14 protein-coding genes and 1 pseudogene are annotated in these 22,835 nt (G+C 43.7%); 8 read left to right on the top strand and 7 right to left on the bottom strand.

The annotated features are described in order from the left end of the window. Positions 1-228: 228 nt before the first annotated feature. Complete coding sequence (locus LYNGBM3L_RS12170; RefSeq protein WP_008183134.1) at positions 229-1,563, top strand: TrkH family potassium uptake protein; 1,335 nt, start codon at positions 229-231, stop codon at positions 1,561-1,563. 125 nt (positions 1,564-1,688) lie between these two features. Continuing rightward, entirely contained in the window at positions 1,689-2,384 is a 696-nt protein-coding gene (locus tag LYNGBM3L_RS12165; protein ID WP_044492856.1) for a potassium channel family protein, read from the top strand. On the opposite strand, the gene LYNGBM3L_RS12160 is transcribed toward LYNGBM3L_RS12165, so the two are convergent. After that, the gene (locus tag LYNGBM3L_RS12160) at positions 2,381-3,772 is read right to left on the bottom strand and encodes a tetratricopeptide repeat protein (protein WP_008183130.1); all 1,392 of its coding nucleotides are present in this window, start codon (positions 3,770-3,772) and stop codon (positions 2,381-2,383) included. The genes LYNGBM3L_RS12165 and LYNGBM3L_RS12160 overlap by 4 nt on opposite strands. A gap of 99 nt (positions 3,773-3,871) precedes the next feature. On the opposite strand from LYNGBM3L_RS12160, the gene LYNGBM3L_RS12155 reads away from it, so the two are divergent. Beyond that, positions 3,872-5,224, top strand: a complete 1,353-nt coding sequence (locus tag LYNGBM3L_RS12155) for a TldD/PmbA family protein (protein WP_008183128.1) — start codon at positions 3,872-3,874, stop codon at positions 5,222-5,224. A gap of 612 nt (positions 5,225-5,836) precedes the next feature. Here LYNGBM3L_RS12155 and LYNGBM3L_RS36345 read toward each other — a convergent pair. Together LYNGBM3L_RS36345 and LYNGBM3L_RS12145 are read right to left on the bottom strand one after the other, a co-directional pair. Next, on the bottom strand, positions 5,837-7,855 hold the full coding sequence (locus tag LYNGBM3L_RS36345; protein WP_071986863.1) for an ATP-binding protein: 2,019 nt from the start codon (positions 7,853-7,855) through the stop codon (positions 5,837-5,839). Between the two features lie 5 nt (positions 7,856-7,860). After that, positions 7,861-8,799, bottom strand: a complete 939-nt coding sequence (locus LYNGBM3L_RS12145) for a phosphate/phosphite/phosphonate ABC transporter substrate-binding protein (RefSeq protein WP_008183124.1) — start codon at positions 8,797-8,799, stop codon at positions 7,861-7,863. A 1,496-nt stretch (positions 8,800-10,295) separates the two neighbouring features. Between LYNGBM3L_RS12145 and LYNGBM3L_RS12140 the strand changes: the two genes are divergently transcribed. Next, on the top strand, positions 10,296-12,056 hold the full coding sequence (locus tag LYNGBM3L_RS12140) for a choice-of-anchor I family protein (RefSeq protein ID WP_044492869.1): 1,761 nt from the start codon (positions 10,296-10,298) through the stop codon (positions 12,054-12,056). 466 nt (positions 12,057-12,522) lie between these two features. Here LYNGBM3L_RS12140 and LYNGBM3L_RS12135 read toward each other — a convergent pair whose 3' ends face one another. Further along, positions 12,523-13,971, bottom strand: coding sequence for a hypothetical protein (locus tag LYNGBM3L_RS12135; protein ID WP_008183121.1), 1,449 nt, complete (start codon positions 13,969-13,971; stop codon positions 12,523-12,525). A 246-nt stretch (positions 13,972-14,217) separates the two neighbouring features. Then, positions 14,218-14,658 carry a secondary thiamine-phosphate synthase enzyme YjbQ gene (locus LYNGBM3L_RS12130; RefSeq protein WP_008183118.1) on the bottom strand — a complete coding sequence of 147 codons (441 nt, stop codon included), beginning with the start codon at positions 14,656-14,658 and terminating at the stop codon, positions 14,218-14,220. 61 nt (positions 14,659-14,719) lie between these two features. Here LYNGBM3L_RS12130 and LYNGBM3L_RS12125 point away from each other — a divergent pair, with 61 nt between their 5' ends. Both LYNGBM3L_RS12125 and LYNGBM3L_RS12120 read left to right on the top strand, forming a co-directional pair. After that, entirely contained in the window at positions 14,720-14,962 is a 243-nt protein-coding gene (locus LYNGBM3L_RS12125; protein ID WP_008183116.1) for a DUF8620 family protein, read from the top strand. A gap of 291 nt (positions 14,963-15,253) precedes the next feature. Then, positions 15,254-16,087, top strand: a complete 834-nt coding sequence (locus tag LYNGBM3L_RS12120) for a cyclase family protein (RefSeq protein WP_008183115.1) — start codon at positions 15,254-15,256, stop codon at positions 16,085-16,087. 496 nt (positions 16,088-16,583) lie between these two features. Here the strand turns inward: LYNGBM3L_RS12120 and LYNGBM3L_RS12115 are convergent, their stop codons facing one another. Next, positions 16,584-17,765 carry an ATP-grasp domain-containing protein gene (locus tag LYNGBM3L_RS12115; RefSeq protein ID WP_044492868.1) on the bottom strand — a complete coding sequence of 394 codons (1,182 nt, stop codon included), beginning with the start codon at positions 17,763-17,765 and terminating at the stop codon, positions 16,584-16,586. Positions 17,766-17,999: 234 nt separating this feature from the next. Between LYNGBM3L_RS12115 and LYNGBM3L_RS50355 the strand changes: the two are divergent. Both LYNGBM3L_RS50355 and LYNGBM3L_RS12110 read left to right on the top strand, forming a co-directional pair. After that, positions 18,000-18,134 (top strand): annotated as a pseudogene (locus LYNGBM3L_RS50355) (cyclase family protein); the annotation flags it as partial. A 302-nt stretch (positions 18,135-18,436) separates the two neighbouring features. Beyond that, positions 18,437-18,829, top strand: coding sequence for a hypothetical protein (locus LYNGBM3L_RS12110; RefSeq protein WP_008183110.1), 393 nt, complete (start codon positions 18,437-18,439; stop codon positions 18,827-18,829). A gap of 195 nt (positions 18,830-19,024) precedes the next feature. Here the strand turns inward: LYNGBM3L_RS12110 and LYNGBM3L_RS12105 are convergent, their stop codons facing one another. Further along, on the bottom strand, positions 19,025-22,795 hold the full coding sequence (locus LYNGBM3L_RS12105) for a hydantoinase B/oxoprolinase family protein (RefSeq protein ID WP_008183108.1): 3,771 nt from the start codon (positions 22,793-22,795) through the stop codon (positions 19,025-19,027). Positions 22,796-22,835 lie beyond the last annotated feature (40 nt).

Below are 22,835 nucleotides of genomic sequence, written 5' to 3'. Positions count from 1 at the left end.
TCCTGAATCTGTTTTTCAAGACTCAATTTTTCAAGACTCAATGTCATATTATGTCCAGTAGCATCGTTCCGTATCACCAACTATAGCGGTTCTCACTTCCATAAACCATACCCAATTCGACGGGAGAAGGCTGTGACCCGCTACTAAGGGAAAAGGGTCTTGACAGATGGCAAATCACAAATAAACAATGACAAAGACAAATGACCAATGACCAATGACCAATGACCAATGACTATTCCCCGAACCATTTGCCTTGGATTCCTTTCCGTAATTGCCATCGGAACTATTTTGCTAATGATGCCATTTGCTGCTAGTGAGGGCACATGGACTCACCCGATGGTGGCACTATTCACCTCAACCTCTGCTGTTTGTGTTACTGGTCTAGTGGTTGTCGATACTGGCTCCTATTTTTCCTTCTGGGGACAGTTGATTGTGCTTGCCCTCTTTCAAATTGGTGGTTTGGGCTATATGACCACCACCACATTTCTCATTTTAATACTAGGGCGCAAGTTCAAATTGAAGCAGAAAATCGCCATTCAACAAGCTTTAGATCGACAAGGTTTACAAGACAGTGCAGCATTAATTCGTTCCATCATTGCCACAGCAATAATTTTTGAAATCACAGGCATTTTTCTACTTTTACTAGTGTTTGTTCCCGATTATGGATTATACCAGGGATTCTGGTTAGCCATTTTTCATAGTGTGAGTGCTTGGAATAATGCCGGATTTAGTCTTTTCCCAGACAGTTTGACAAGTTATCAGTCATCTCTTCTCCTCAATCTAGTGATCACAGCTCTAATTATCTGCGGTGGCATTGGTCAACAGGTAATTTTTGAGTTCTATCTTTGGTTGCGCGATCGCATTCTCCGACGACGTCAGTCTCTGGAATTTTCCCTGAATTTTAAAGTAGTCACTAGCACCACTATCTTTTTGTTAATAGTGGGAACAATAGCATTTTTATTCATTGAGTTTAATAATGATAACACTCTAGGAGCTTCAACATTATCAGACAAATTTATCAAAGCCTGGTTTCAGTCAGTGACCACCAGAACCGCAGGGTTTAACACCATTGATCTTGGTAAAATGACCACAGCAGGTTTATTTATTACCATTACCATGATGTTTTTTGGAGCCAGTCCCGGGGGAACAGGTGGTGGCATCAAGACTACAACAGTAAGAGTTTTAGTTAGTTCTACCCAAGCAATTTTACAAGGAAAAGAAGACGTTTATCTATATAAGCGTCAGGTACCAATTGAACTAATTCTAAAAGCGATTGGAGTCTTAGTAGGGTCATGCGCTACAGTAATTATATCAACACTTTTAATTTCACTAGCTGAGCCAACCCTGGATTTTATTCAGATTTTATTTGAAGTCGTCTCAGCCTTTGCTACTGTCGGTCTTTCCACAGGGATTACCCCAGACGTTTCTACCTGGGCAAAGCTAGTTTTAATTGGAACAATGTACATTGGCAGGGTTGGAGTTTTGTTGCTCATGGCATCCCTACTAGGAGAACCCCGTCCCAGCGCAGTTCAGTATCCAGAAGAAAACTTACTTGTGGGATAATCCTAGGGAAAAGGTCTACTTGCTTGCCAATGGCAAATGGCAATTAATACTTAAGAATAAACAAGTAAGACGTAAAAAATTACTAAAACTACAAGGGATACACTAAGCAAGTCACAGGAGGCATCGTGAATCTATCATTTTTAACATTCTTGCGTAACCTACCCAAAGAAAATAAACAGTTTGCCGTTATTGGATTAGGGCGTTTTGGTCGAGCCGTCTGTTCCACACTCTACCAACTTGGCTATGAGGTTCTGGGTACTGATATTGATGAAAAACTAGTTTCCCAAGTGTTAACCAATAAAATAGCTTCCCATGCTGTGCAGCTCGATTCAAAAGAACCCTCAGCATTGAAAGAAGCCGGGATTTTGGAATTTGATACAGTAATTATTGCCATCGGTAACTATGTACAAGAAAGCATTATCACCACCCTCAACTTAAAAGAAGCAGGAGTTCCTTACGTCATTGCCAAAGCTTCCTCAGAAGTTCATGGCAAGCTGTTAAAACGGGTAGGAGCCGATCATGTAGTTTTTCCTGAGAATGACGCAGGTTGTGCTTTAGCACGCTCCCTCACCAAACCATCCATCTTGGAATGGTTTGACCTAGACTCTAAGCACAGTATTGTCGAGGTCAGAGTGCCAGAAAAATTTGATGGCAAAAGCATTATGGAACTGGAATTGCGCAAGCGCTATGGCTTGACTGTCCTGGCTATCAAGGGAGATGCTGAATTTGAGATTAACCCTGACCCTAATCAACTGCTGTACAAAGATATGCTTATGGTTATCATTGGCTCCAACGCCGATATTGACCGCTTACCCATCTAAAGCTTAGGAATCCCTCTTTCTGGTTCAGACTTTTCCGGTTCCATCTGTTCAGTTTCAGTGGAATCTACCTTAGGAGTTTCTTGGGATTCTACCTCCAGAATCTCAGGAGACTTCATCTGTGGAATTTCAGGAGAGTCTACCTCAGGAGTTTCTTGAGTATCAACCAACTTTTCTTGTGCTTCTAGCTGCTTGATGTACTCATCAACCTCTGTCACCTTCTCCTCATTACCTGCAAAGGCGAATAACTCTCTAGCTTTGACCAAAGAAGAGAGAGCTTCCTCTCGCTGTTGAGACTTTTCTAAGACTACACCCAAGTTGTAATGACCTTCTGCTAATGCCGGAGACAGGCTAAGAGCTTGCTGATATTCAGCCATGGCTTCCTCATACTGTTCTTGCTGTTGTAGAGCAACACCAAGGTTGTAGTGGGTCAAGGCGTGGTAAGGATCCAGTTGCACAGCTAATTTGAGTGTGGTAACTGCTTCGGCGTACTCACCATTCGCTGTCAGTGCTGCCCCTAGCTGTCGGTAAGCATCCACATTTTCCGGTTCCAGTTCCGTCACCAAGCGAAACCGAGTAATCGCTTCCGCCAACTCTCCTTTCTCAAACAAAATTACCGCTAATTGATACTGAGCCGGGGCCAACTTCGGGTCAACCTTAACTGCTTCCCTAAAGGATTCCTCTGCCGCTGACTTTTCCCCTTGCTCCACCAGTAATAGTCCCAACTGGTAGTGTGCTTTCACCAATTTAGGTTGAGTGCGAACTGCTTGTCTGAGTGCAGTAGTTGCTGGTCCAATCTGGTCTTGCTCGACTAAAATCAGTCCCATGTTATAGTAAGCTTTGCCATAATCTGGGTCTAGGCGAATGGTGGCTTGGTAGTGTTCGATCGCCTCTTCTTGATTACCCTGAGATTCCAGAGCTAACCCTAAGTTATAGTAAATATCGGCTGATTCGGGATTGAAAGACAACGCCTGTCGATAAGCAGCGATCGCACTATCGGGTGCCCCTTCCTTGTAAAAAGCAATGCCTAAGTTGTAATAAGCTTGTGACAACGTTGGGTCAAGGGCAATAGCAATTTGGTATTGTTCCAATGCCAGCTGGTTCTTACCCTGCTGCAAATAGGTATTCGCCAACAAATAGCGTCCCATGGCCATATAGGGGTCAAACTCAAGGGCTTTACGAAAAGCGCGCTCTGCCCCAGGAAAGTCCCGGCGTCCGTACAGTTTCACGCCAACTTGAAAGTATGAAGCCGCATCCAGGTTATTGGAGTATGGACCTTCCATCAACTGCTTGGTTCCTTTATACTCAGGAATCTTTTGACCTTGAGCTTGAGCAATACTTGTCAAACCAAAACTGATGATAGTGGTAGCTAGCAGAGGTATCCTTCTCATTCACCCTTTTCCTATAAGCTGAGACATTTTTGGTATACTACAGGATAATATTTTTTTACTAGAATAATTAGCTGCTTATCAAGCCCATCCCCACAGGAAATGACCCTAGCTGCTGCTCCGATATGCGATCGCAAAGATCAAACCCTATCCCTAGTCGATTCAGTCATTGCCCAATCCCAAGCAGAAGGGGTATTCGTCAGTCTCAGCCTTGGTGACGAATTTCTGAGCCGCTTCTCGGAAAATCAGATTACCCAGAATATCAGCCGCCAACGCTGCCAACTGACCATTACCAGTTATTTCGGTAAGCGTTGTGCCTCTGCTACCACAACAGAACTAGACCCAGAGGCAATTGCCCAAACTATCCAACGTTCTGAACAACTGGCTCGCATTGCCCCAGAAGATCCGGAATGGGTACCCCTACTAGAAGCCCAGGATTATGAGCAACGCACCCCAGCCTTCGATCAAGCCACAGCTAACCTTTCCCCCTTGGAACGGGGAGAAATGGTCAAGGGAGTATGTACCTTAACTGCTCAGGCAGGAGTCGAAGGGTCTGGTAAGCTTAGTACTCAAGCCTTTTTACGAGTTGTGGGCAACTCCCAAGGGTTACGAGCGTTAGACCAAGGTACAGAGGCAGATTGTAGCGTTACAGCCCGTATAGACGATGGTTCGAGTTGGAGTCAAAGCACCGCCTTTGCCATAGAGCAGTTACCGATTTTAGACAAGTCATCGATAACAGCTCTAATTGAACGAGCTAAAGCCTCACGTCACCCCCGTAAGGTGAATCCAGGTACCTACCCAGTTATATTTGATGGTGCTGCCTTTGCGGAATTGCTGTCTTGGGTAATCTGGAATATGGATGCTCGGGCAGCGGATGAAGGACGCTCCTTTATGTCCCATAGTGATCAAACCGGTAAGCCCACTGGTAACCGCTTGGGTCAGCCAATGTTTAGCCCTATAGTGCAGGTACAACGCGACCCTGCTCATCCCCTACTCCAATTAGGCACTTGCTTTCGGGATGGATTGAGTAATCGCTACACCGAGGTGATTAAGGACGGTATTCCCCAAATCCTTTACTATAGCCGCTATTGGGCAGCTCAGAAAGGCAAAGATCCAACTGGACTATTGTTTCCCATTGTCATGTCCGGTTCTAGCCAAAGTCTAGCTGACCTGATTGCCCAGACAGAGCGAGGTATTTTGGTAAATCGTGCTTGGTATGTGCGCTATGTCAATCCCAAAACCCTAGAAGTCACAGGGATGACCCGTGATGGCACATTCTGGATTGAAGACGGTCAGATTGCCTACCCGATTAAAAACCTGCGCTTTAACCAAAGCCTGCCTCAAATGTTGAAAGAAGTCGATGGCCTAAGCAAAGTACAGCGCTACGGTAACATCGTAGTTCCAGGAGTTCGGGTCAAGGCATTTAACTTTGATAGTATCACTGACAGCATTTGAGCCAAATCATGAAGGATCAAATGTGAAGAATTAAAGAAGAAAGCTGTCATGTGAAATGTGAAAGCTCAAATGTGAAAGCTCAAATGTGAAAACTTTACCTTTTATAGCGCTACGCGCAAGTCAGAAAGGTTCGAAGTCAGAAGTCAAAGGTGCGCTTTCCGTTCTCCGTAGGAGACGCGGGGCGCGTTCGGCGAATTAAATTCGCCACGGGTCGCACCTAAAAGTAAGCTATGACTAAGTTTCGGAGTTTAGGAGCGATGCAGCGCGGTCTTGGGGAGGCAGCGCGGTCTTGGGGGTTCCCCCGGAGACGAAACCTTAGACAGGCTCGCCTTTATGGTTGGTAGGTTATGCAAAAAAGGGTTAAAACTTATTGATTAAGGCGAGCCTGTCTTACGGTAACTTCAAACCACTCGCGCTTTGCCGTGGTTTCCCCGGAGACGAAACCTTAGAGAGGGTCGCCTTTAATGTCGGCAGGTTATGCAGAAAAGGGTTAAATATTTTTTAATAAGGCTCCACTCTCTTACGGTAACTTCAAACCACTCGCGCTTTGCATCAAGACAATGTCAAACATCTGAATGCGTAGTGCTATACCTTTTGCCTTCACTTAACCCATTACCCATTACCCATAATGCCCTTAGGTGTTTCTGTTTTGGGGTCATTTACTATAGCAGGGCAACGGATGCTAAAAGTAGAGCCAACACCAATCTGGCTTTCCACCGTAATTTGACAACCCATCATCTGGCAGAAGCGTTGGCTGATGGAAAGACCTAAACCCGTTCCACCATACTTTTTGGTGGTTGAATTATCTGCCTGGGTAAATGGTTGAAATACTTTGTTAAGTTGTTCTGGAGTCATACCAATGCCAGTATCAGCTACCGAGAATATCAACCAATGATCAGATTCGAGATTCGCTAAGGTATTGGAGGAGGTAGGAATATCGATTGTGGTGTAGGAAGCACTTGAGGATCTCGAATAAGGTTGGGATAACTCCAAGATCAGTTCGTTCTTGCCATTGCTATGGTTACTTCCTTCACGCTTAATGCTAAAAGTAATCGTGCCTGTTTCAGTGAATTTAGCAGCATTACTTAGCAAGTTTAACAGAACCTGCTTGAGCTTAGTCCGGTCAGCCACCATTGTGCCGAGAGAGTCAGCACTGCTGATCTTTAGACTATTGTTCTTTTTCTGCATCAGTGGCTTAGCAAGGCTTTCCAATTCCACTATCAGGGTAGTAACATCAAAGCTTTCTAAGTACAGGTTCATCTTGCCCGCTTCAATCTTTGAAATGTCTAGAACATCACTGATCAGTGTGAGCAGGTGCGTACCAGAGTTCCAAATCTCCTTTAAGTCAGAGACGAACTCGTCATAGCCTAACTCCTCGGCATCTTCCCAGAGCAACTGACTTAAGCCAAGAATACCGTTAAGGGGTGTCCGTAGCTCATGGCTCATACTAGCCATAAAGGCACTCTTGGCATGGTTAGCTTCTTCAGCCGCTTCTTTTGCCTGTTGCAACTCAATCTGAGCCAACTTGTTCTCCGTAATATCCCGGACAATGGTCAGCACTTCTTTATCTCCACTGACCACAATCCGTGCTTCAAAATGGCGGCGTTGGCCATTAATAAACCTCTCATGTTCAAAGATTTGGGTCTCCCCAGTTTCCAAAGCTTGCTGAACATTGCGGATATAAAGTTGAGCTATCTCTAGTGGTAATGCATCATACACCGTTTTACCCAAGACTTGATCAAAAGACCCAAAAGAGTTCTGATTCCTTGCCACTTTATAATCTAGAAATGTACCATCGTGACTAAAGTGCAACATTAAATCTGGAATAGCATTGAGCAAGGCTCGATTTTTACCTTCACTTTGGCGCAGATCTGCGGTTTGCTGTTCCAAACTTTCAATGAGTTTTCGCAGCCGGGAAGTCATCCGGTTAAAGGAATCTGCCAACACCGCTAGCTCATCCTTGGTGTGAACAGTAATCTTCTGGTTCAAGTCCCCAGCCGCCAGACGCTGGGTTGCAGCAGTCATCTGTTGCAATGGTTCAGTGATTGACCGACTCAGCAGCAGTGCCAACAGGGTACCGGCAGCGGCTGCAGTTATTGCCACCACTAGACCTTGATTGCGTACCGCAGCAATTTTATTGTTCAGGGGAGCTGTAGACAGTCCGACACTAATCGCTCCCACTGTCTGATTCCCGAGAATCACTGCTTTCCCAACAGTAAGTTGGTCAGCATCCCAATCAACATATATCTTATCACGTTTTAGCCTTAGCAGCTTCTCGCCAACAGGGTCACTCTCGATACTATACACCTGACCATCTACCGAATCGGCTTTGGCTACGATCCGTCCATCTTTTTGGTAGATAAAACCCTCCTCCACTAACCCCTGATCCCCCAGCTGCTCCATGACCTGCTCCAAAGAATCAGGATCTGCAAGGTAGAGCGCATCAGCAGTCACTAGGATCAGAGTATTAAGCAATAGATTAGCCTGTTGCTTGAGTTCTTTACGAAAGGTTTGTTGCTCACGGTGCAGAGATAGCATGGTGACACTAGCCACTGCCACAATCACCAAGCTAGTCATGGTCATTGTCAGTTTAGTGGCTAATGGCCATTGTCTCCAGCTAAATCTGCCCATGCAATTTACCGATTCTCAACAATGTTGTATAACTGTTGCATCCTTTCCAACCCCTGTAGAGTTGGGAACTCATCAAACTTAGCAGTCTTCTGGAACTTAGTCAGCACTTCTTTGCCCTTGGGGTCGTTATGCATGGTACTCAGGATACTCTTGAGCTGAGCCAGTAACTCAGGATCCATATTGCCTGGAACCATCACGACTTGCCGAGGTACTTTTTCTGTTTCAGCCAAGATACTCATGGCTTGGCGGACATCCTCGGGGACTTGCTCGAAAGTCTGGTTATCCACTGCACCAGCGTCTGCCTTTGAGCTAATCACCCATTGGATAGTATTTTCATCATCATCACTGAAGATATACCCCACCTCATTAGCTGCCACTACATCACTGCTTGATCCCTTTTCATTAGGCTTCAAACCTGCTTCAATCAGATAAGCCATAGGTAACATATAGCCAGAGGTCGATTGTCTATCATCAAACGCGATCTTCTTACCCTTGAGGTCAGCTAGGGATTTAATCCCTCGGTCTTTCATAGTAAAGATAATCGTGTGGTACTCAGCATCACCCCGTTTCCAGCGGCGCAAAATTGCTTGAGCACCAGACTCTTCATTAATCCTCATGGCTGGGTAGAGGCTATCGAAGTATAGGTGTACCTCCCCTTCTTTGAGCCAGTTGATCATGGTAGGAAAATCCGAGGCAATTTTTACTTCGCCAGTTTTAATATCGAACTGACTCAACTTGTCAGCCAGGTAATTTGCCAGGGGCTGGAAGCGGCGGATCTTTTTAGCTGGATTTTTTGAAATATCACCTAAGACAATCACCTTCGTGTCTTCAGAAATTGTTGATGGCTCTAAGTTAGGCTTTGATTGATCTGCTGGTTGAGTACAGCTCACTAATGAAGTGAGCAGACCAACGAGCATAACTTTTCCTAACAGCTTGGTTAACATAGTGTCCTACTCTCAATTACAGTTAGAACCGATGTCTTCACAGGTAGATACTAGGGTTAGCCATGTCAGGATGGCTACCTTAGCCAACTTAGCAAAGTTTTCAGTGAATCTACCTAAGAATAGCGATTTACTGCAGGACACTCTACCTCAACACAAAAGCCCATAGGTAAATTCACTGATTCGGTTATCCCCTTGAACTGTAGATGCCTTAGTAATTGCTTGGGTTAGGTGAAGATCAATACAGGAAAACTTAATGCCAGAACACCCTAGTGCAGTTGGGCTAGAGCGAGTTGCATGCTTAGAGGGAATGACACACTCGCCTGATGGACAAAGGGAAAAGGTATTCCTCTTACCCCAAGGCCTTTTCCTTAGCCCTTTTCCTTGTCCTAGTAGGTATTGCCTCCGAACAATCATCTCTTTGAAAGTACCTTAGTTTCACCAGTTTCACCTCCCCATAGACACCCTGTGCTAAAGCAGACCTTGCATAGCTCGAAGCTCCGGTTTCTTGAGAAGTCATAGATTACCTCCCGGTTAGACAATGACTCTTGAGCATCGGAGTAGATGCATTAGTGTGGTAGAACCTAGGAGCTATTTTATATGGTATCACTTTATCTGGTCATATCACATTATCTACTTACTAGCAATTGTTTTGACAACTTAATAGTTATGGGATCTTAATGTACACCTTATACTAGACTATATCGAATTGCATTATTGTAGTTTTTTATAGTTTATAATTGTATTTTTTTGTATATTTAGTGTTTTTTTTAAATATATGGAATATATTCCCATTAACAATAGTAAGCTAAATATCAAATAATAACGACATAATTAAATTAATGTTAAACAATTTTATATTAATTTAATTATTTTTCGTTCCAGGATTAAGTTATAATTGAAAATTATACTTGGTCGTATAACTAGCTCGACGCTCTAAATTTGGCGTAAAAAGGTTAACTACCCTAAATAATATTGATACGGCATTTTACACTCTGCTATACATAAATAATATTTAATATATTTGTTAAAAACAAATAACAATAGCTAGTTTTATATATAAAAAACTATAACAAAACAAATAGTAATTATGATTAATATTCAGAGTTATAATTAAGTTTTTAGATAAAAACTTAATCAGATATCCAAAACTATGCTAATATTTCTTAATCATATTCTGTAAATTACCGCCAAAGTGGCGTGAAACAAAGTTGGATTAGCTTTTAAATTAAAGTTATCCCATCAGGCTGTGGTGATTCCTTATTTAAAGATTGAGTAAAGAATTTGTGAAGTTTCAGTAAAGATTTGGTGAAGTCTCAGTGAATATTACTAGAACTACACGAAATTGATCACTGATATAAAAAATTGCTCATATAAATTGCATCATAAATTGGATCAGAGGCATTTCATTTACAGTATTAGCTAAGTATTACCTATACCTAGACACAGCCAGGAACACCATGGTAAAACATCAGAGTCCATCCATTTTTCCTAGAAAAATGCCTAAAATCATACAATCAACCTTATACTCAACATTGCTGTTGGGTATACTAACATCACCTGCCGCCGCCTTCTCCCTAAACATCAAACCGATTTCTACCTTTTCCACGGGAATCTTCGATGATGGAGCGGCGGAGATATCGACTTTCGATCCACTCAGCCAAAGGTTATTCGTTACCAATGCTAGTAGCAATCAAGTCGATGTCCTGGATTTTGTCGGAGGCAACCTCTCGTTATCCACCACCATCCCCCTGGCATCGTTTGGGGCAACACCAACCAGTATTGCCTCTAGCAATGGCTTACTAGCGGTTTCCGTAGCCAATGAAGTGGGAACTGATCCAGGAACAGTGGCTTTCTTTGACACCAACGGTAACTTCAAAACATCGGTCACAGTTGGTGCCTTGCCTGACGCGGTAACCTTTACCCCAAATGGCAGAAAGTTACTAGTTGCCAATGAAGGAGAGCCAGCCTTTTCAGAGACTTTAGGTCAGATCGTTAATCCAAAGGGGTCGGTTAGTATTATCGACCTTCTTGACCCGAAGCATCCTACTGTCAAGACTGCAGACTTTAGTTCGTTCTCAAAACAGGATCTGGAAAACCAGGGAGTGCAGCTGTTTGTCGATGCATTCGAAAAAATTGAGGCTTCATCCCAGGAGGAATTCGGCATTGAGGATTTATTCGAGTCTCCGATTACCCCTGATCGGGATATCGAACCGGAAAACATCACTGTCTCACACGATAGTAAAACTGCCTGGGTAGCACTTCAGGAAAACAATGCCATTGGTGTTCTCAATCTAGAAACTAATGAGTTCTCCAAGGTTGTGGGTCTCGGTGTCAAAGATCACAGTGAGCCTAATAATGGTTTAGATACTAGCGATAGAGACGATGCTATCAATATCGAAAACAGGCCAGTGTTTGGGTTATTCCAGCCAGACCAACTTGATGTCTATACCGTTGACGGCATAACTTACTTAGTTAGTGCTAACGAAGGCGATTTCCTCCGGATTGAGGGTGACTTAGACGGTGAAGAAGAAACGTTTTTCGAGGAAGATGAACGGATAAATGACTTAGTGTTAGACCCAACTGCCTTCCCTGATGCGATCGCTCTACAAGAAGATGATGTTCTAGGACGTTTGCAAGTTTCAACGATCAATGGTGACCCTGATGGAGACGGTGACTTTGACCAACTGTTTGCCTTTGGAGGACGCTCCTTCTCAATTTGGGAGGTAACACAGGATGGCTTAGAGCTAGTTTTTGACAGTGGCGATGCTTTTGAACAAATAACTGCTGACCTATTTCCGGATTTCTTCAACGCTGAGGGTGAGGAAAACAACTTTGATACCCGCAGCGACAATAGAGGTCCGGAACCCCAGGGCATCAGAGTGGTTGAGTTATTCGGTCGCACCTTTGCCTTCATCGGTTTTGAGCAGATTGGTGGCTTCATAGTCTATGACGTTACCGATCCTGAAAATGCATTCTTTGTCAATTACATCAACAACCGCGACTTCCTAGGAGATCCTGAGGCTGGTACAGCAGGGGATCTTGGTCCTGAAGGATTGCTTTTCATCTCAGCAGAGGATAGTCCTAACGACACACCGATGCTAGTTCTTAACAATGAGGTCAGTGGCACAACTACTGTCTACTCAATCGAACAAGTACCAGAACCAAGTTCTCTATTGGGTCTGTTACAGGTTATTGCTTTAGGGTGTATCGCTTGGAAGGGAAAGCTTTCAACAACATGTAAAGAGACTAGCCTTTAAAGGCAAGTAAGACTGGGGGAATAATATCTCCTCCAGTTTAATCACTGACTATGCAGGTAAATCGTTAATTGTTAATTGTTAATTGTTAATCGTTAATTGTCTATGTAATTATTTAGGTGTAGGGGTTGACAAACTCTGTAACGTGTAAATTTGGCAGCAAAAATCAGCAGATTTGGATTGTTTAATACAGTTTGAGTCAGGCCGCTGGCAAAATGCTCAAAAGAGCTTCTAAAGCCACCCCAAAACCTGAATAATTACATTGTAAATTTTAAATTTTAAATTTAAAATACACACCACAGCCTTTACTCTAATCAACTTAATCTAAATTTAATCTAAGTTTTATCGAAATTTAATCTAATCAATGTAATAAAACTGTTTTAATTTGGTATTAATCCATCTGCCCATTACTCCCTAAAATAATTTATGATTGAGGGTAAAAAATTAATTAATTGGGTTATGAATTTGGTCAAGGCCAAGGAATCTGGGGATTAGCGGCCAACTCGCTAGCCACTGCTGCTGCGCCGTATTGATTCAGATGACTCGGATCAGCAAAATACTGATTTTGGTTTAGCCACTGCCTCCCCATATCGATAAAGATAAATCCTTGATCAGTTTGTTTGAGCATCCACTGTTGCAATTTCTGTTCACGACTCAGACGCACTGGATCTAAATAGTCTTTGGTAAGGGGTAAGTTAACCACCACTAAGGGAATATTTTGTTTCTTCAAAAAGCTTTTAATAGCATTGACAGCAGTAGTCTGCTTACCGGCAAAACTGAAGGGCTGATAATCGGCATCATATCTCCCTGACACTCGTGGATGGCTCCGATAGTAAATTTTTGGGTTAAAGGTGCCATTCATAGGGAGAAAACCATTAGCATTGATGGCAAAAGTACTATAGCCAGTGTTGGCGGGAGTTGACTGTTTTGAAACCAGTTGCAGGTTGCAGGTTGCAGGGTCTAGGTTGCAGGGTCTAGGTTGCGGATTTGAAGTTAAGGTCGCTGTTGCCCAAAGTCTAGTTTCCGGTGCCCATTTTTGATAAATTTTACTAGTAACACTGGAAATAGTAGACTCAGAAATAGCTTGGCAAGTATTGGCTGATTCCTTTTGACTTTTAGGAAGTGTGGGGCGATCGCCTGCCAACAAACGTTTATATCCCTCAGAGGCGACAAGGGATTGATAGGTGCGGTCTACTCGTCCACTATTGAAGGCACGCACCCCATCAGCCCAGATCACTAACCGTGGCAATTGTTCTGGAGTCAGGAGCTGACGGAGTTGGAAGTCAACAAATTGAGCTGTGGCACCATTGACCCCAAAATTGAAAACCTTTAGCTCTCCTTTGCCTAATATCCCTAAGGATTTTTGGAGTTGCTGAGGATCAAGCCCTTGCAATGCCCGGGAACTACCTACAATGAGAATGTCAGGCCTACCAACGGCAGCAATATAGGATAGATAAAGCCGCAGCTGCTGATCAAATATTTCGTTATCAAAACTAGAGAAGGGCAAGGATGACGTGGTTGCTACTGCTTCTAGGTAAGCTAACTCTAGGTTCTTGATATATTCAGCAATTTTTTTTTGAGCAAAAATCCGTTTAGGACTGTCTGCTGGGATAGCTTGCAAATCCTCAATGGCTTGAATCCACTCATTGATCACAAAATTCCAATCTTCTGTTGATCGAGCCAATTGTGCCATACCAGTTGCTCTTCGTTCTTTTTTCATACCCTTGGTAATCGGATCAATAGAAGAGCAGGCTGGGGGAGAAACCTGATCGACTACTTGATTGCCAGGGGATACTGCTAGTGAGGGGAGTAGTGTGTTTCCTGCATGGTAGAGTGGCGTAGTCTTCCAAAAGCCAGCGGCAAGTAGAAGTGATACTATGGTAGCGCTACTGTAGAGTCTAAACCAGAATTTCGGCATAGTTTCGCTCTTGGTACCCTCAACTTACTTCAATCAGTTCAAACAGAACTATGTTGACACTCCACCTTCTGAGAAGGAAAAGGATTATTAGTGAGAGCGAGTCCAATATTATCTAGTTTAACACAACTTTGATACCAATGTATTAACAGAGTTTGCTCAGTTCATTCTATCTATAATTATCTATAATTAGGATAAGGAGGTTTAGTTAAACCGTTCTGCTTCAGCCAATTCGTAGTAAGACAGTTTTTAGGTTTCACCACATAGTTGAATTAAAACAGTTCTGTCTCTAGGTCCATCTAATTCAACGAATAAAACCGATTGCCAGGTGCCCAAAGCTAATTTGCCATCAATAATAGGAATATATTCGCTGTTGTTTAGCATCATTGCCATTAGGTGAGAGTGGGCATTGATCGGCTCATCAGGAGGTACAATCCTTAAGTGCAGGTCATTATGGAGATATTTACCATCTTTAGGGGCTAGCTTGTTTAGATGGACTTTGATATCTTCGAGTAATCGTTCTTCATATTCATTAATTGCTAACGCAGTAGTTGTATGTCTGGAAAAGACTAAAGCATGACCGTTTTTAACCCCAGTAACCTCTAGTAATTTGCTGATGTAATCGGTGATATTGTAGATGGCGATAGGTTCGTGGGTTTTAAGTTCGATTATTTCACTCTTGACCAGCATGACTGCACACCAATAAACTAATAACGTTGACAAGTAAACTAAAATTCCAGAAATTTTGAAGATGAAAGAGCAACTGCTCCGTTGGCTTAACCAAGTTTTAATGTTCGATGTTTTTCTAGTCTTATTGAGCTTTTTTTGGTTTGCGATCGCATTGGTTGGTCGTTCGGTTGGTATTCCCTTAGGACTGGAACTATGGTACAGCCTTTGGGAACCAGTATTTACTCCCGCCATTGGCGTGCTGATGGCTGGAGCCATAGTTAGTGGACTAATTAACCAGATTTCTAAGCGTTTGACGTCGAATTGAGTGAATAAGTGCGTCAGTACGTCAGTCCTGAGTAATGAATATAGGAAGTAACTGGTCTATAGCATTTTTGGTATGGGTAGAACATATGGATAAAGCATGGATACTGATTCGTAAGCATATGCGCTACGCGCACGCTACGGGAAAAGCAGTCAGCTGACTGCTGATAGCTGATGGCTGATAGCTGATGGCTAATAGCTGAATGCTTACACTGATTCATTCTTAATCCTTAATGCTTCATGGTTTATGCTGAATCCTTGATACTTCATTTCATACTTTTTATAGGCAAGAGCCATGTTGCGTAAAGCTTTGTTGGTCTTAACCATGATTGTCATAGTCGGTTTGGCAAACCCGAGCACTGCCCAAACCGCTGAGTACCCCAGTCTTTGGGATAAATTAGCAGAACTAAAGTCTCATGAGTTTGTGGATTTAACCCATACCTTTCATCCCCAGATTCCCCACTGGCCAGGCTTTGATCCTGAAACACGCACCACAACCTACTACTACGATGAGATGATTGGCACCAAGGGGTCTGGATTTTGGGCACAGCGCTATAATATTCCTGGTCAGTGGGGTACCCATGTTGATCCGCCAGCTCATTTCGTCAGGGGTAAACGGTTTCAGGATGAAATCCCGGTCACTGAAATGGTGCTACCCCTGGTGGTAATCGATGTCAGCGACAAGGTCAGTCACAACCCCGACTATCAAATTACCCTGGAAGATGTACAAGCTTGGGAACAGAAATATGGTTTGGTGCCAGAAGGGGCATTTGTAGCAATGCGTACGGATTGGTCTAAGGCTTGGCCAAGTATGACCAAAATGCGTAATGCTGACGCTAATGGTATTGCCCATTATCCTGGCTGGAGTGCTGAAGTACTGAAATATCTTTACGAAGAACGCTACATTACTGCTTCCGGTCATGAACCAACTGATACTGACCCTGGAATTGCCACTAGCCAAGGGGACTATTCCCTAGAAAACTATATTCTCAGCCAAGACAAGTATCAGATTGAGTTGCTGACTAACTTGAATCAGGTGCCGGAGTATGGTGCGATCGCAATAGTAACGTTTCCTAAGCCCCTGAAAGGTTCTGGTTTTCCAGCAAGGGTGTTCGCAATTATTCCCTAGTGCTGGAATTTACTGCTGCTGTTTAGTGCTGCAGTTTAAGTTAGCGATCGCATTGATCGATTCATGATTATCTCTAGCAGTAATAAATCACAAATCAATCGAATGGGTATATAGAGCTTAGCGCTATATATATTTAGGAACCTTTTGGAGATTCAGTTAGCTTCATCCGCGCTTATGCCCCACGTCAGCACCGTTCGCGTAGCGGCGACCTAGGATCAAGGTCGGCGTGGTTAGAAGTTACTGTAAGAATAGTGGTTAGAAGTTACCGTAAGGATAGGGTCGCCTTTCTAGTTGGCAGGCTATGCAGAAAAGGGTCAAAATTTATTGATTAAGGCCTCAGACTAAGCCTTTATTCTAAGGTTTCTTCTGAGGCCTTAATCAATGGAGGTGCGCTTTCCGTCGCCTACGGCGAACGGAAAGCGAACGGCTAATTTAATTCGCCAGGGGTCGCACCTAAATTTAACGACTGTGGGCGATAATTCTTGGCTCTTCGGTCTCAGGTTATAACAGTGGTGGATATAAACTCATTCAAGTCTGAATTTAGGATGTTTTTAAGCTCAAGAAAATTATCCTCTCTGGTTTCCGTGAACAAGAAACCAAAGACAGGGTACTCTTTGTAATCAGTTTTTCTTAGTTCTATTGGTTTTTCAAAATTTGAAACTAGCTGATCATAATCAAATGAGTTAATACTATCTACATCTATACCAGTGGAGTTATCTAAGATTACAATACTAAAAATTTTTCCTTCTTTTCCTTTAATAATCTCATTACAATCTGGTTTTTTTTGTAAGTAATAGTATAGGTAAGGATTAAATCCATAGGCAAAGAAAGACATATCTGGGGTAGTACACCAACCCCCAAACCGCATCGGATTGACTTCGATCGGTAATAAATTACCTTGATTGTCTCGTCTAAGCTCAATATGTACTGGAAAATTTTTTACTCCAGCAAATTTACCAATTTTATCTAAAAAATCGGTAAATTCTTCAAGATTACTTTCGATGATTGCTTTTGAAGAAATATAAAGCCGATCACTAACATCAGCATCTGAGGAAAATATGTGTTTAAGGATATTTAGAATAACCGGCTCACCAGTTGAATTATAATAGGCATCAACAGCGAATTCTTCACCAGTAATATATTGTTCAATTATAAATGAACTAGTGTCCAATACCTCCTTAGGGTATAAATCTTTCATTGGAGCAGTGTCTGCAATTATTGAATCAATGGTTTTAAACCACTGCTCCTGACTTGAAATCTGATAAACTCCCATGCTAAAAAAACCAACCTTTGGCTTGATGATACATGGGAGTGGAATTTCCTTAACCTGAATCTTTTTTAAATCGTCGGTGCGAACCTCTTTGAAGTAGAAGTTTGGATCTATTGTTTGGATTAGTTCTCGAAATTTAACCTTATTTTTAAATAACTGTATTTTTCGAGGAAGATTGCTAAAAGCTAAATATTTCGATATCCAACCAATCGCATTTTCAGATGTGGTATATATGATCGGATTATCTAACTCTCGAACCATTTCAATGGCTCGCTCTTCACTAATTAGGTTTGTCCCACTATAAAGCCCTAACTTCTTGGCTATATCTGTACCTACTACAGGGATACCATTGTCTTTGACAGTTCTTTTTAAAAATTCAGAGACATATGGCTTGTCTACAAAAAACATTTTATTCTCTCCGTAGTTAAATCTCAAGTGCATAACTGGAGGTTTCACCGGCACGCCCTTGCCCAAAATTTGAGGATGGCGAGAGGTTTCTCGGACCGTCTGCTCCAAACAGCTGTTAGACAACTGGCTAACATCGGAAGGATATCACGACTTTGCTAATTTCTTGCTCAACTTGATTACTGGACTTCAGGGTAATGGCATTTTCCAGCAACGCTCCAGAATTATACTATAAGTCAAGACAAGTATCAGATCGAGTTGCTGACTAACTTGAATCAGGTGCCGGAGTATGGTGCGATCGCAATAGTAACCTTTCCTAAGCCCCTGAAAGGTTCTGGTTTTCCAGCAAGGGTGTTCGCAATTATTCCCTAGTAAGGCAAGAGGCAAGAGGCAAGAGGCAAGAGGCAAGAAATTATAGAGGAATTTTTGGTAGCGATGCAGCGCGTTCATGCGGGGGTTTCCCCCACTCGCGCTTTGCATCAAGACAAGGTCAAAAACTCTAAGCCTTGTTTCCAATTCATTTGGAAATACTATATAGGGCTTAGCGGTATATATATTTAGGAACCTTTTGGAGATTCAGTCAGTCTAATAATCCTAATGGAAGAGGTTATCTCTCAAGAGACAGATCTAACCTAAGAGCAGTAGATCGATTGCTACATTTAGAGGACAAAAAGATGAAAGGGATTTTCGGTGCTCTACTACCAGGACTGATCACAACCGGTTTTGTAGGCGCAACACTACTACCCGCTGCACCGGCAGCTGCTGATGATTTATTAAGAGATATCGGTATTGGTGCGGCTGCTGGTGCAGTAATTGGAGAATTAACTGACAACGGCTCACTGATCGGTAATACTGCCAATGGCGCTGCCGCTGGTGCTGCTGTCAGTGCTAGTAAGCGGGATAGAACTAGAGCTCAGCGTAACAGTGCTGGGAGTCTAGTTCAAGATGTCGGGTTTGGTGCTGCTGCTAGTGTTGTCACTGGCGTAATCATTGACAATGGCTCAGTAGTAGATAATGCGGTTAAAGGTGCTGCTACTGGTCTAAGCATTAACCTACTAGACCGTTAAGACTTTTAAGTAGCCCATACTTTAGGATTCTTTAATCGTCGCTAACCCATGTTGATGGGTAATCTATCGACTTAGGTCTAAGCTAATGCTTAGTTAGCGTTGCCTAGGATAAATGCTGATCTTATTTATGCAGCATTTATCCTGTTGCCCTAGCCCAAAGGAAACACCAATGCGATCGCATTGGCCTGCTACCGATTAGGATTCACTATCACCACTATCGAAACCAAATCCCCCACCTCCAGGGGTCTCAATCACAAACACATCACCTGTATTCATTTCCACCACCGCAGTATTACCCAACTCCTCAACGGTTCCATCCTTCCGTTCCACATAATTTTTTCCCAAAGCACCCGCTTCACCACCATTTAACCCAAAAGGCTTCACCACTCGACGTCCAGATAGAATGCCTGCGGTCATAGGTTCTAGGAAACGAATCTGGCGAATTACGCCATTACCCCCACAATGAACGCCCTTACCGCCACTATCAGGGCGAATCCCAAACCTTTCCAAAAGTACTGGAAATCGCCATTCCAACACTTCTGGGTCAGTTAAGCGAGAATTGGTCATGTGAGTATGTACCGCATCTGTTCCATCAAAATCAACCCCTGCCCCAGAGCCTCCACAAATAGTTTCATAGTATTGATAGCGCTCATTGCCAAAGGTAAAATTATTCATAGTACCCTGAGAAGCCGCCATCACTCCTAAAGCACCATAGAGGGCATCGGTTATTGCTTGGGATGTTTCCACATTCCCCGCTACCACTGCTGCTGGATAACGGGGATTGAGCATAGAACCTTCCGGAATAATCACCTCCAAAGGCTTCAGACAACCAGCATTCAGGGGAATATCATCATCCACTAGGGTGCGGAAAACGTATAGCACTGCTGCTTTGCATACCGCTGACGGTGCATTAAAATTACTATCTAACTGAGCAGACGTACCCGTAAAATCAATTTTGGCACTACGGTTGTCCCGGTCAATAGTAATCGTGACCTGAATCTTAGCACCCCCATCTAACTGATAGCTGAAACTGCCATCTGTCAGCACATCAATCACTCGGCGCACCGACTCCTCAGCATTATCTTGGACATAACCCATATAGGCTTGCACTGTCTCTAATCCATAGTGGGCTACCATCTGCCGTAACTCTTGGACACCCTTTTCATTGGCAGCAATCTGTGCCTGTAAATCAGCTATATTCTGAGTCAGATTCCGGACTGGGTATTGACCCCCTAACAGAAGTTGGGTTATTTCATTTTCTCGGAATTTACCATTCTCAACCAGCAGGAAATTATCAATTAATACCCCTTCTTCCTTCACGCTCGTACTATTAGGAGGCATGGAACCGGGAGTGATACCACCGATGTCAGCATGGTGTCCTCGGGAAGCGACAAAGAATAGAGGGGAGAGGGGAGAAGGTTCCTTTAGCCCTAGGGAAGAGTTGAGGAAAACTGGGGTAACAAGGGTGACATCTGGGAGATGAGTGCCACCGTTATAGGGATTGTTGAGAATATAGACATCTCCAGGTTTGAGAGTATCACCATGGGCATCAATCAAGCTGCGGACACTTTCACTCATTGACCCCAAATGCACTGGAATATGGGGCGCATTGGCCACCAATTGCCCTTGTTGGTCGAAAATCGCACAGGAAAAGTCTAGCCGTTCCTTGATATTGACTGAATAACTGGTATTTTGGAGAGTTGTCCCCATTTGCTCTGCTATGGAACGGAATAGATTGTTAAAGATTTCCAGCATGACAGGGTCAGGATGGGGTGAAGCTTCGACGGTATTTGCTTGCAGGTTATCTATAGTGCTATTTGTCAACATTTCCAGGTTATCTTCCTGCTCCCCCAAACCAGATTTAACTAAAATCAAATGATTCCGTTCAGTCACCTCTGCTTTCCAACCAGGCTCAATCACATTGGTTCCGGTTGCCTCAATAATTAATGCCGGACCAAACACCGAATCCCCTGGCTGCCAATCCTCTCGCCTAAACACAGGGGTATCCCACCACCGATTAGCCGTATACATCTGCACTGTGGCAACGGGAGCACACATTTCCCCACTCTGACGAGACCGTATGGGTTCTGTTGGGATAGCCATCCGCTGAACTAACTCTACCGACACCGCTTCGACCATCAACTTTTTCCCTGGCACGATAAATCCATAGCGCTGTTGATGCAATCCCTCAAACTCTTCCGTGATCTGATCAATCCCACCAAACCCAACAACCAAGGCTGAATCGGTGCCTTCATAGCGCAAATGGACTCGCCGAATGACTTCAACCTCATTACTATTCCGATCCTGGGTATGGTTGTGGTTCAACTCTTCTATTCCCTGAGCCACCAACTTGGCCAAAATTCCCTCTAACTCCAACCCCTCTACTAACTCAGCTTCAACTGACTGTTCTTTCAATACCCTGATATCGGCTAAACCCATGCCATAAGCGGACAATACTCCAGCAAAGGGATGAATGAACACTCGCTTGATCCCTAAGGCTTCGGCAATTAAACACCCATGCTGGCCACCAGCACCCCCAAAGCAACATAGGGTATACTCGGAAACGTCATAGCCCCGTTGTAGAGAAATCTGTTTAATGGCATTGGCCATCTTCTCGACTGCGATCGCTAAAAATCCTGCTGCTACTTCCTCTGGTTTGCGGTTATCCCCAATCTCTTCTACCAATCCTTCAAACCTCTGGCTGACCACCTCAGCATCCAACGGCAAGTTACCATCCGCTCCAAACACCTTGGGAAAAAATCCTGGCTGCAACTTCCCTACCATCACATTGCAATCGGTCACCGTCAACGGACCCCCCTTACCGTAGGAAGCAGGACCTGGATTTGCCCCAGCCGACTCTGGTCCTACCCGATAACGGGCACCATCAAACTGGACAATGGAGCCACCACCGGCAGCTACTGTATTAATTGCCATCATTGGCGTGCGCAGCCGCACCCCAGCAATCTTAGTTTCAAAGGTACGCTCATATTCCCCGTTGTAATGGGCCACATCTGTAGAGGTGCCACCCATATCAAAGGTAATGATCTTTTCAAAACCAGCAATTCGACTAGTCTGTACTGCTCCGACAATACCCCCAGCAGGTCCTGATAAAATACTATCCTTCCCTTGAAACTGTTGCGCGTCCGCCAGTCCTCCGTTTGACTGCATGAACATCAATAGTCCAGAAGTTTTTCCCTGTAAGCCTTCAGACCGGGTAGCTTCAAGGTTATTTTCCAAACCTTCATTGGTCAAGCCGCCAAGCTGCAACTGTTGTTCTACCTGATCTACATAGCGACGCAGAATCGGTGATAAATAAGCATCAACCACTGTGGTATCCCCCCGACTGACTAATTTCATCAAAGGGGTGACTTGATGAGATACTGATATTTGGGTAAAACCAATCTCTAATGCGATAGTGGCTATCTCTTGTTCATGAGTGGGATAGCGATAGCCGTGCATCAAGACAATGGCGCAGCTACGAATACCTTCATCATAAGCAGCTTGCAAGGATTGGCGGGTTTCAAGCAGATTGATGGGGATTAGCTCTTCACCCAGGGCACTGTACCGTTCTTCTATCTCAATCACCCGTTCATAGAGCATTTCAGGGAGCACAATTTCACGGGCAAAGATATTGGGGCGATTTTGATAACCAATGCGCAAGGCATCTTGGAAGCCCTTGGTAATCACTAGGACAGTGCGATCGCCTTTCCGTTCCAATAAGGCATTGGTGGCTACTGTCGTTCCCATCTTGATCGCTTCAATGGCATCACTTGGTATCGGCCTATCAACAGGAATATCTAAAATCTCTCGAATTCCCTGTACTCCAGCATCTTGGTACCGTTCAGGATTTTCCGAAAGCAGCTTATGAATTATCAACTGCCCATCCGGGCGTTTTGCCACAATGTCCGTAAAGGTACCACCTCGATCAATCCAGAATTGCCAGGGTCCAGTGGAAGTAGTAGTCATATTTGCCCGATTTTTAATACAACACTAAAGAGATGGGGAA

This window comes from Moorena producens 3L (genome assembly GCF_000211815.1).
Lineage (GTDB): Bacteria > Cyanobacteriota > Cyanobacteriia > Cyanobacteriales > Coleofasciculaceae > Moorena > Moorena producens.
This window is presented reverse-complemented; position numbering and strand designations above follow the sequence as displayed.

Coding starts and splice junctions, on each gene's coding strand:
- LYNGBM3L_RS12155 (WP_008183128.1), top strand. CDS start 3,872: ATGACCCTAGCTGCTGCTCCGATATGCGATCGCAAAGATCAAACCCTA.
- LYNGBM3L_RS12170 (WP_008183134.1), top strand. CDS start 229: ATGACTATTCCCCGAACCATTTGCCTTGGATTCCTTTCCGTAATTGCC.
- LYNGBM3L_RS12110 (WP_008183110.1), top strand. CDS start 18,437: ATGAAAGGGATTTTCGGTGCTCTACTACCAGGACTGATCACAACCGGT.
- LYNGBM3L_RS12140 (WP_044492869.1), top strand. CDS start 10,296: ATGCCTAAAATCATACAATCAACCTTATACTCAACATTGCTGTTGGGT.
- LYNGBM3L_RS12105 (WP_008183108.1), bottom strand. CDS start 22,795: ATGACTACTACTTCCACTGGACCCTGGCAATTCTGGATTGATCGAGGT.
- LYNGBM3L_RS12145 (WP_008183124.1), bottom strand. CDS start 8,799: ATGTTAACCAAGCTGTTAGGAAAAGTTATGCTCGTTGGTCTGCTCACT.
- LYNGBM3L_RS12115 (WP_044492868.1), bottom strand. CDS start 17,765: ATGTTTTTTGTAGACAAGCCATATGTCTCTGAATTTTTAAAAAGAACT.
- LYNGBM3L_RS12125 (WP_008183116.1), top strand. CDS start 14,720: ATGAAAGAGCAACTGCTCCGTTGGCTTAACCAAGTTTTAATGTTCGAT.
- LYNGBM3L_RS12120 (WP_008183115.1), top strand. CDS start 15,254: ATGTTGCGTAAAGCTTTGTTGGTCTTAACCATGATTGTCATAGTCGGT.
- LYNGBM3L_RS12130 (WP_008183118.1), bottom strand. CDS start 14,658: ATGCTGGTCAAGAGTGAAATAATCGAACTTAAAACCCACGAACCTATC.
- LYNGBM3L_RS12135 (WP_008183121.1), bottom strand. CDS start 13,971: ATGCCGAAATTCTGGTTTAGACTCTACAGTAGCGCTACCATAGTATCA.
- LYNGBM3L_RS36345 (WP_071986863.1), bottom strand. CDS start 7,855: ATGGGCAGATTTAGCTGGAGACAATGGCCATTAGCCACTAAACTGACA.
- LYNGBM3L_RS12160 (WP_008183130.1), bottom strand. CDS start 3,772: ATGAGAAGGATACCTCTGCTAGCTACCACTATCATCAGTTTTGGTTTG.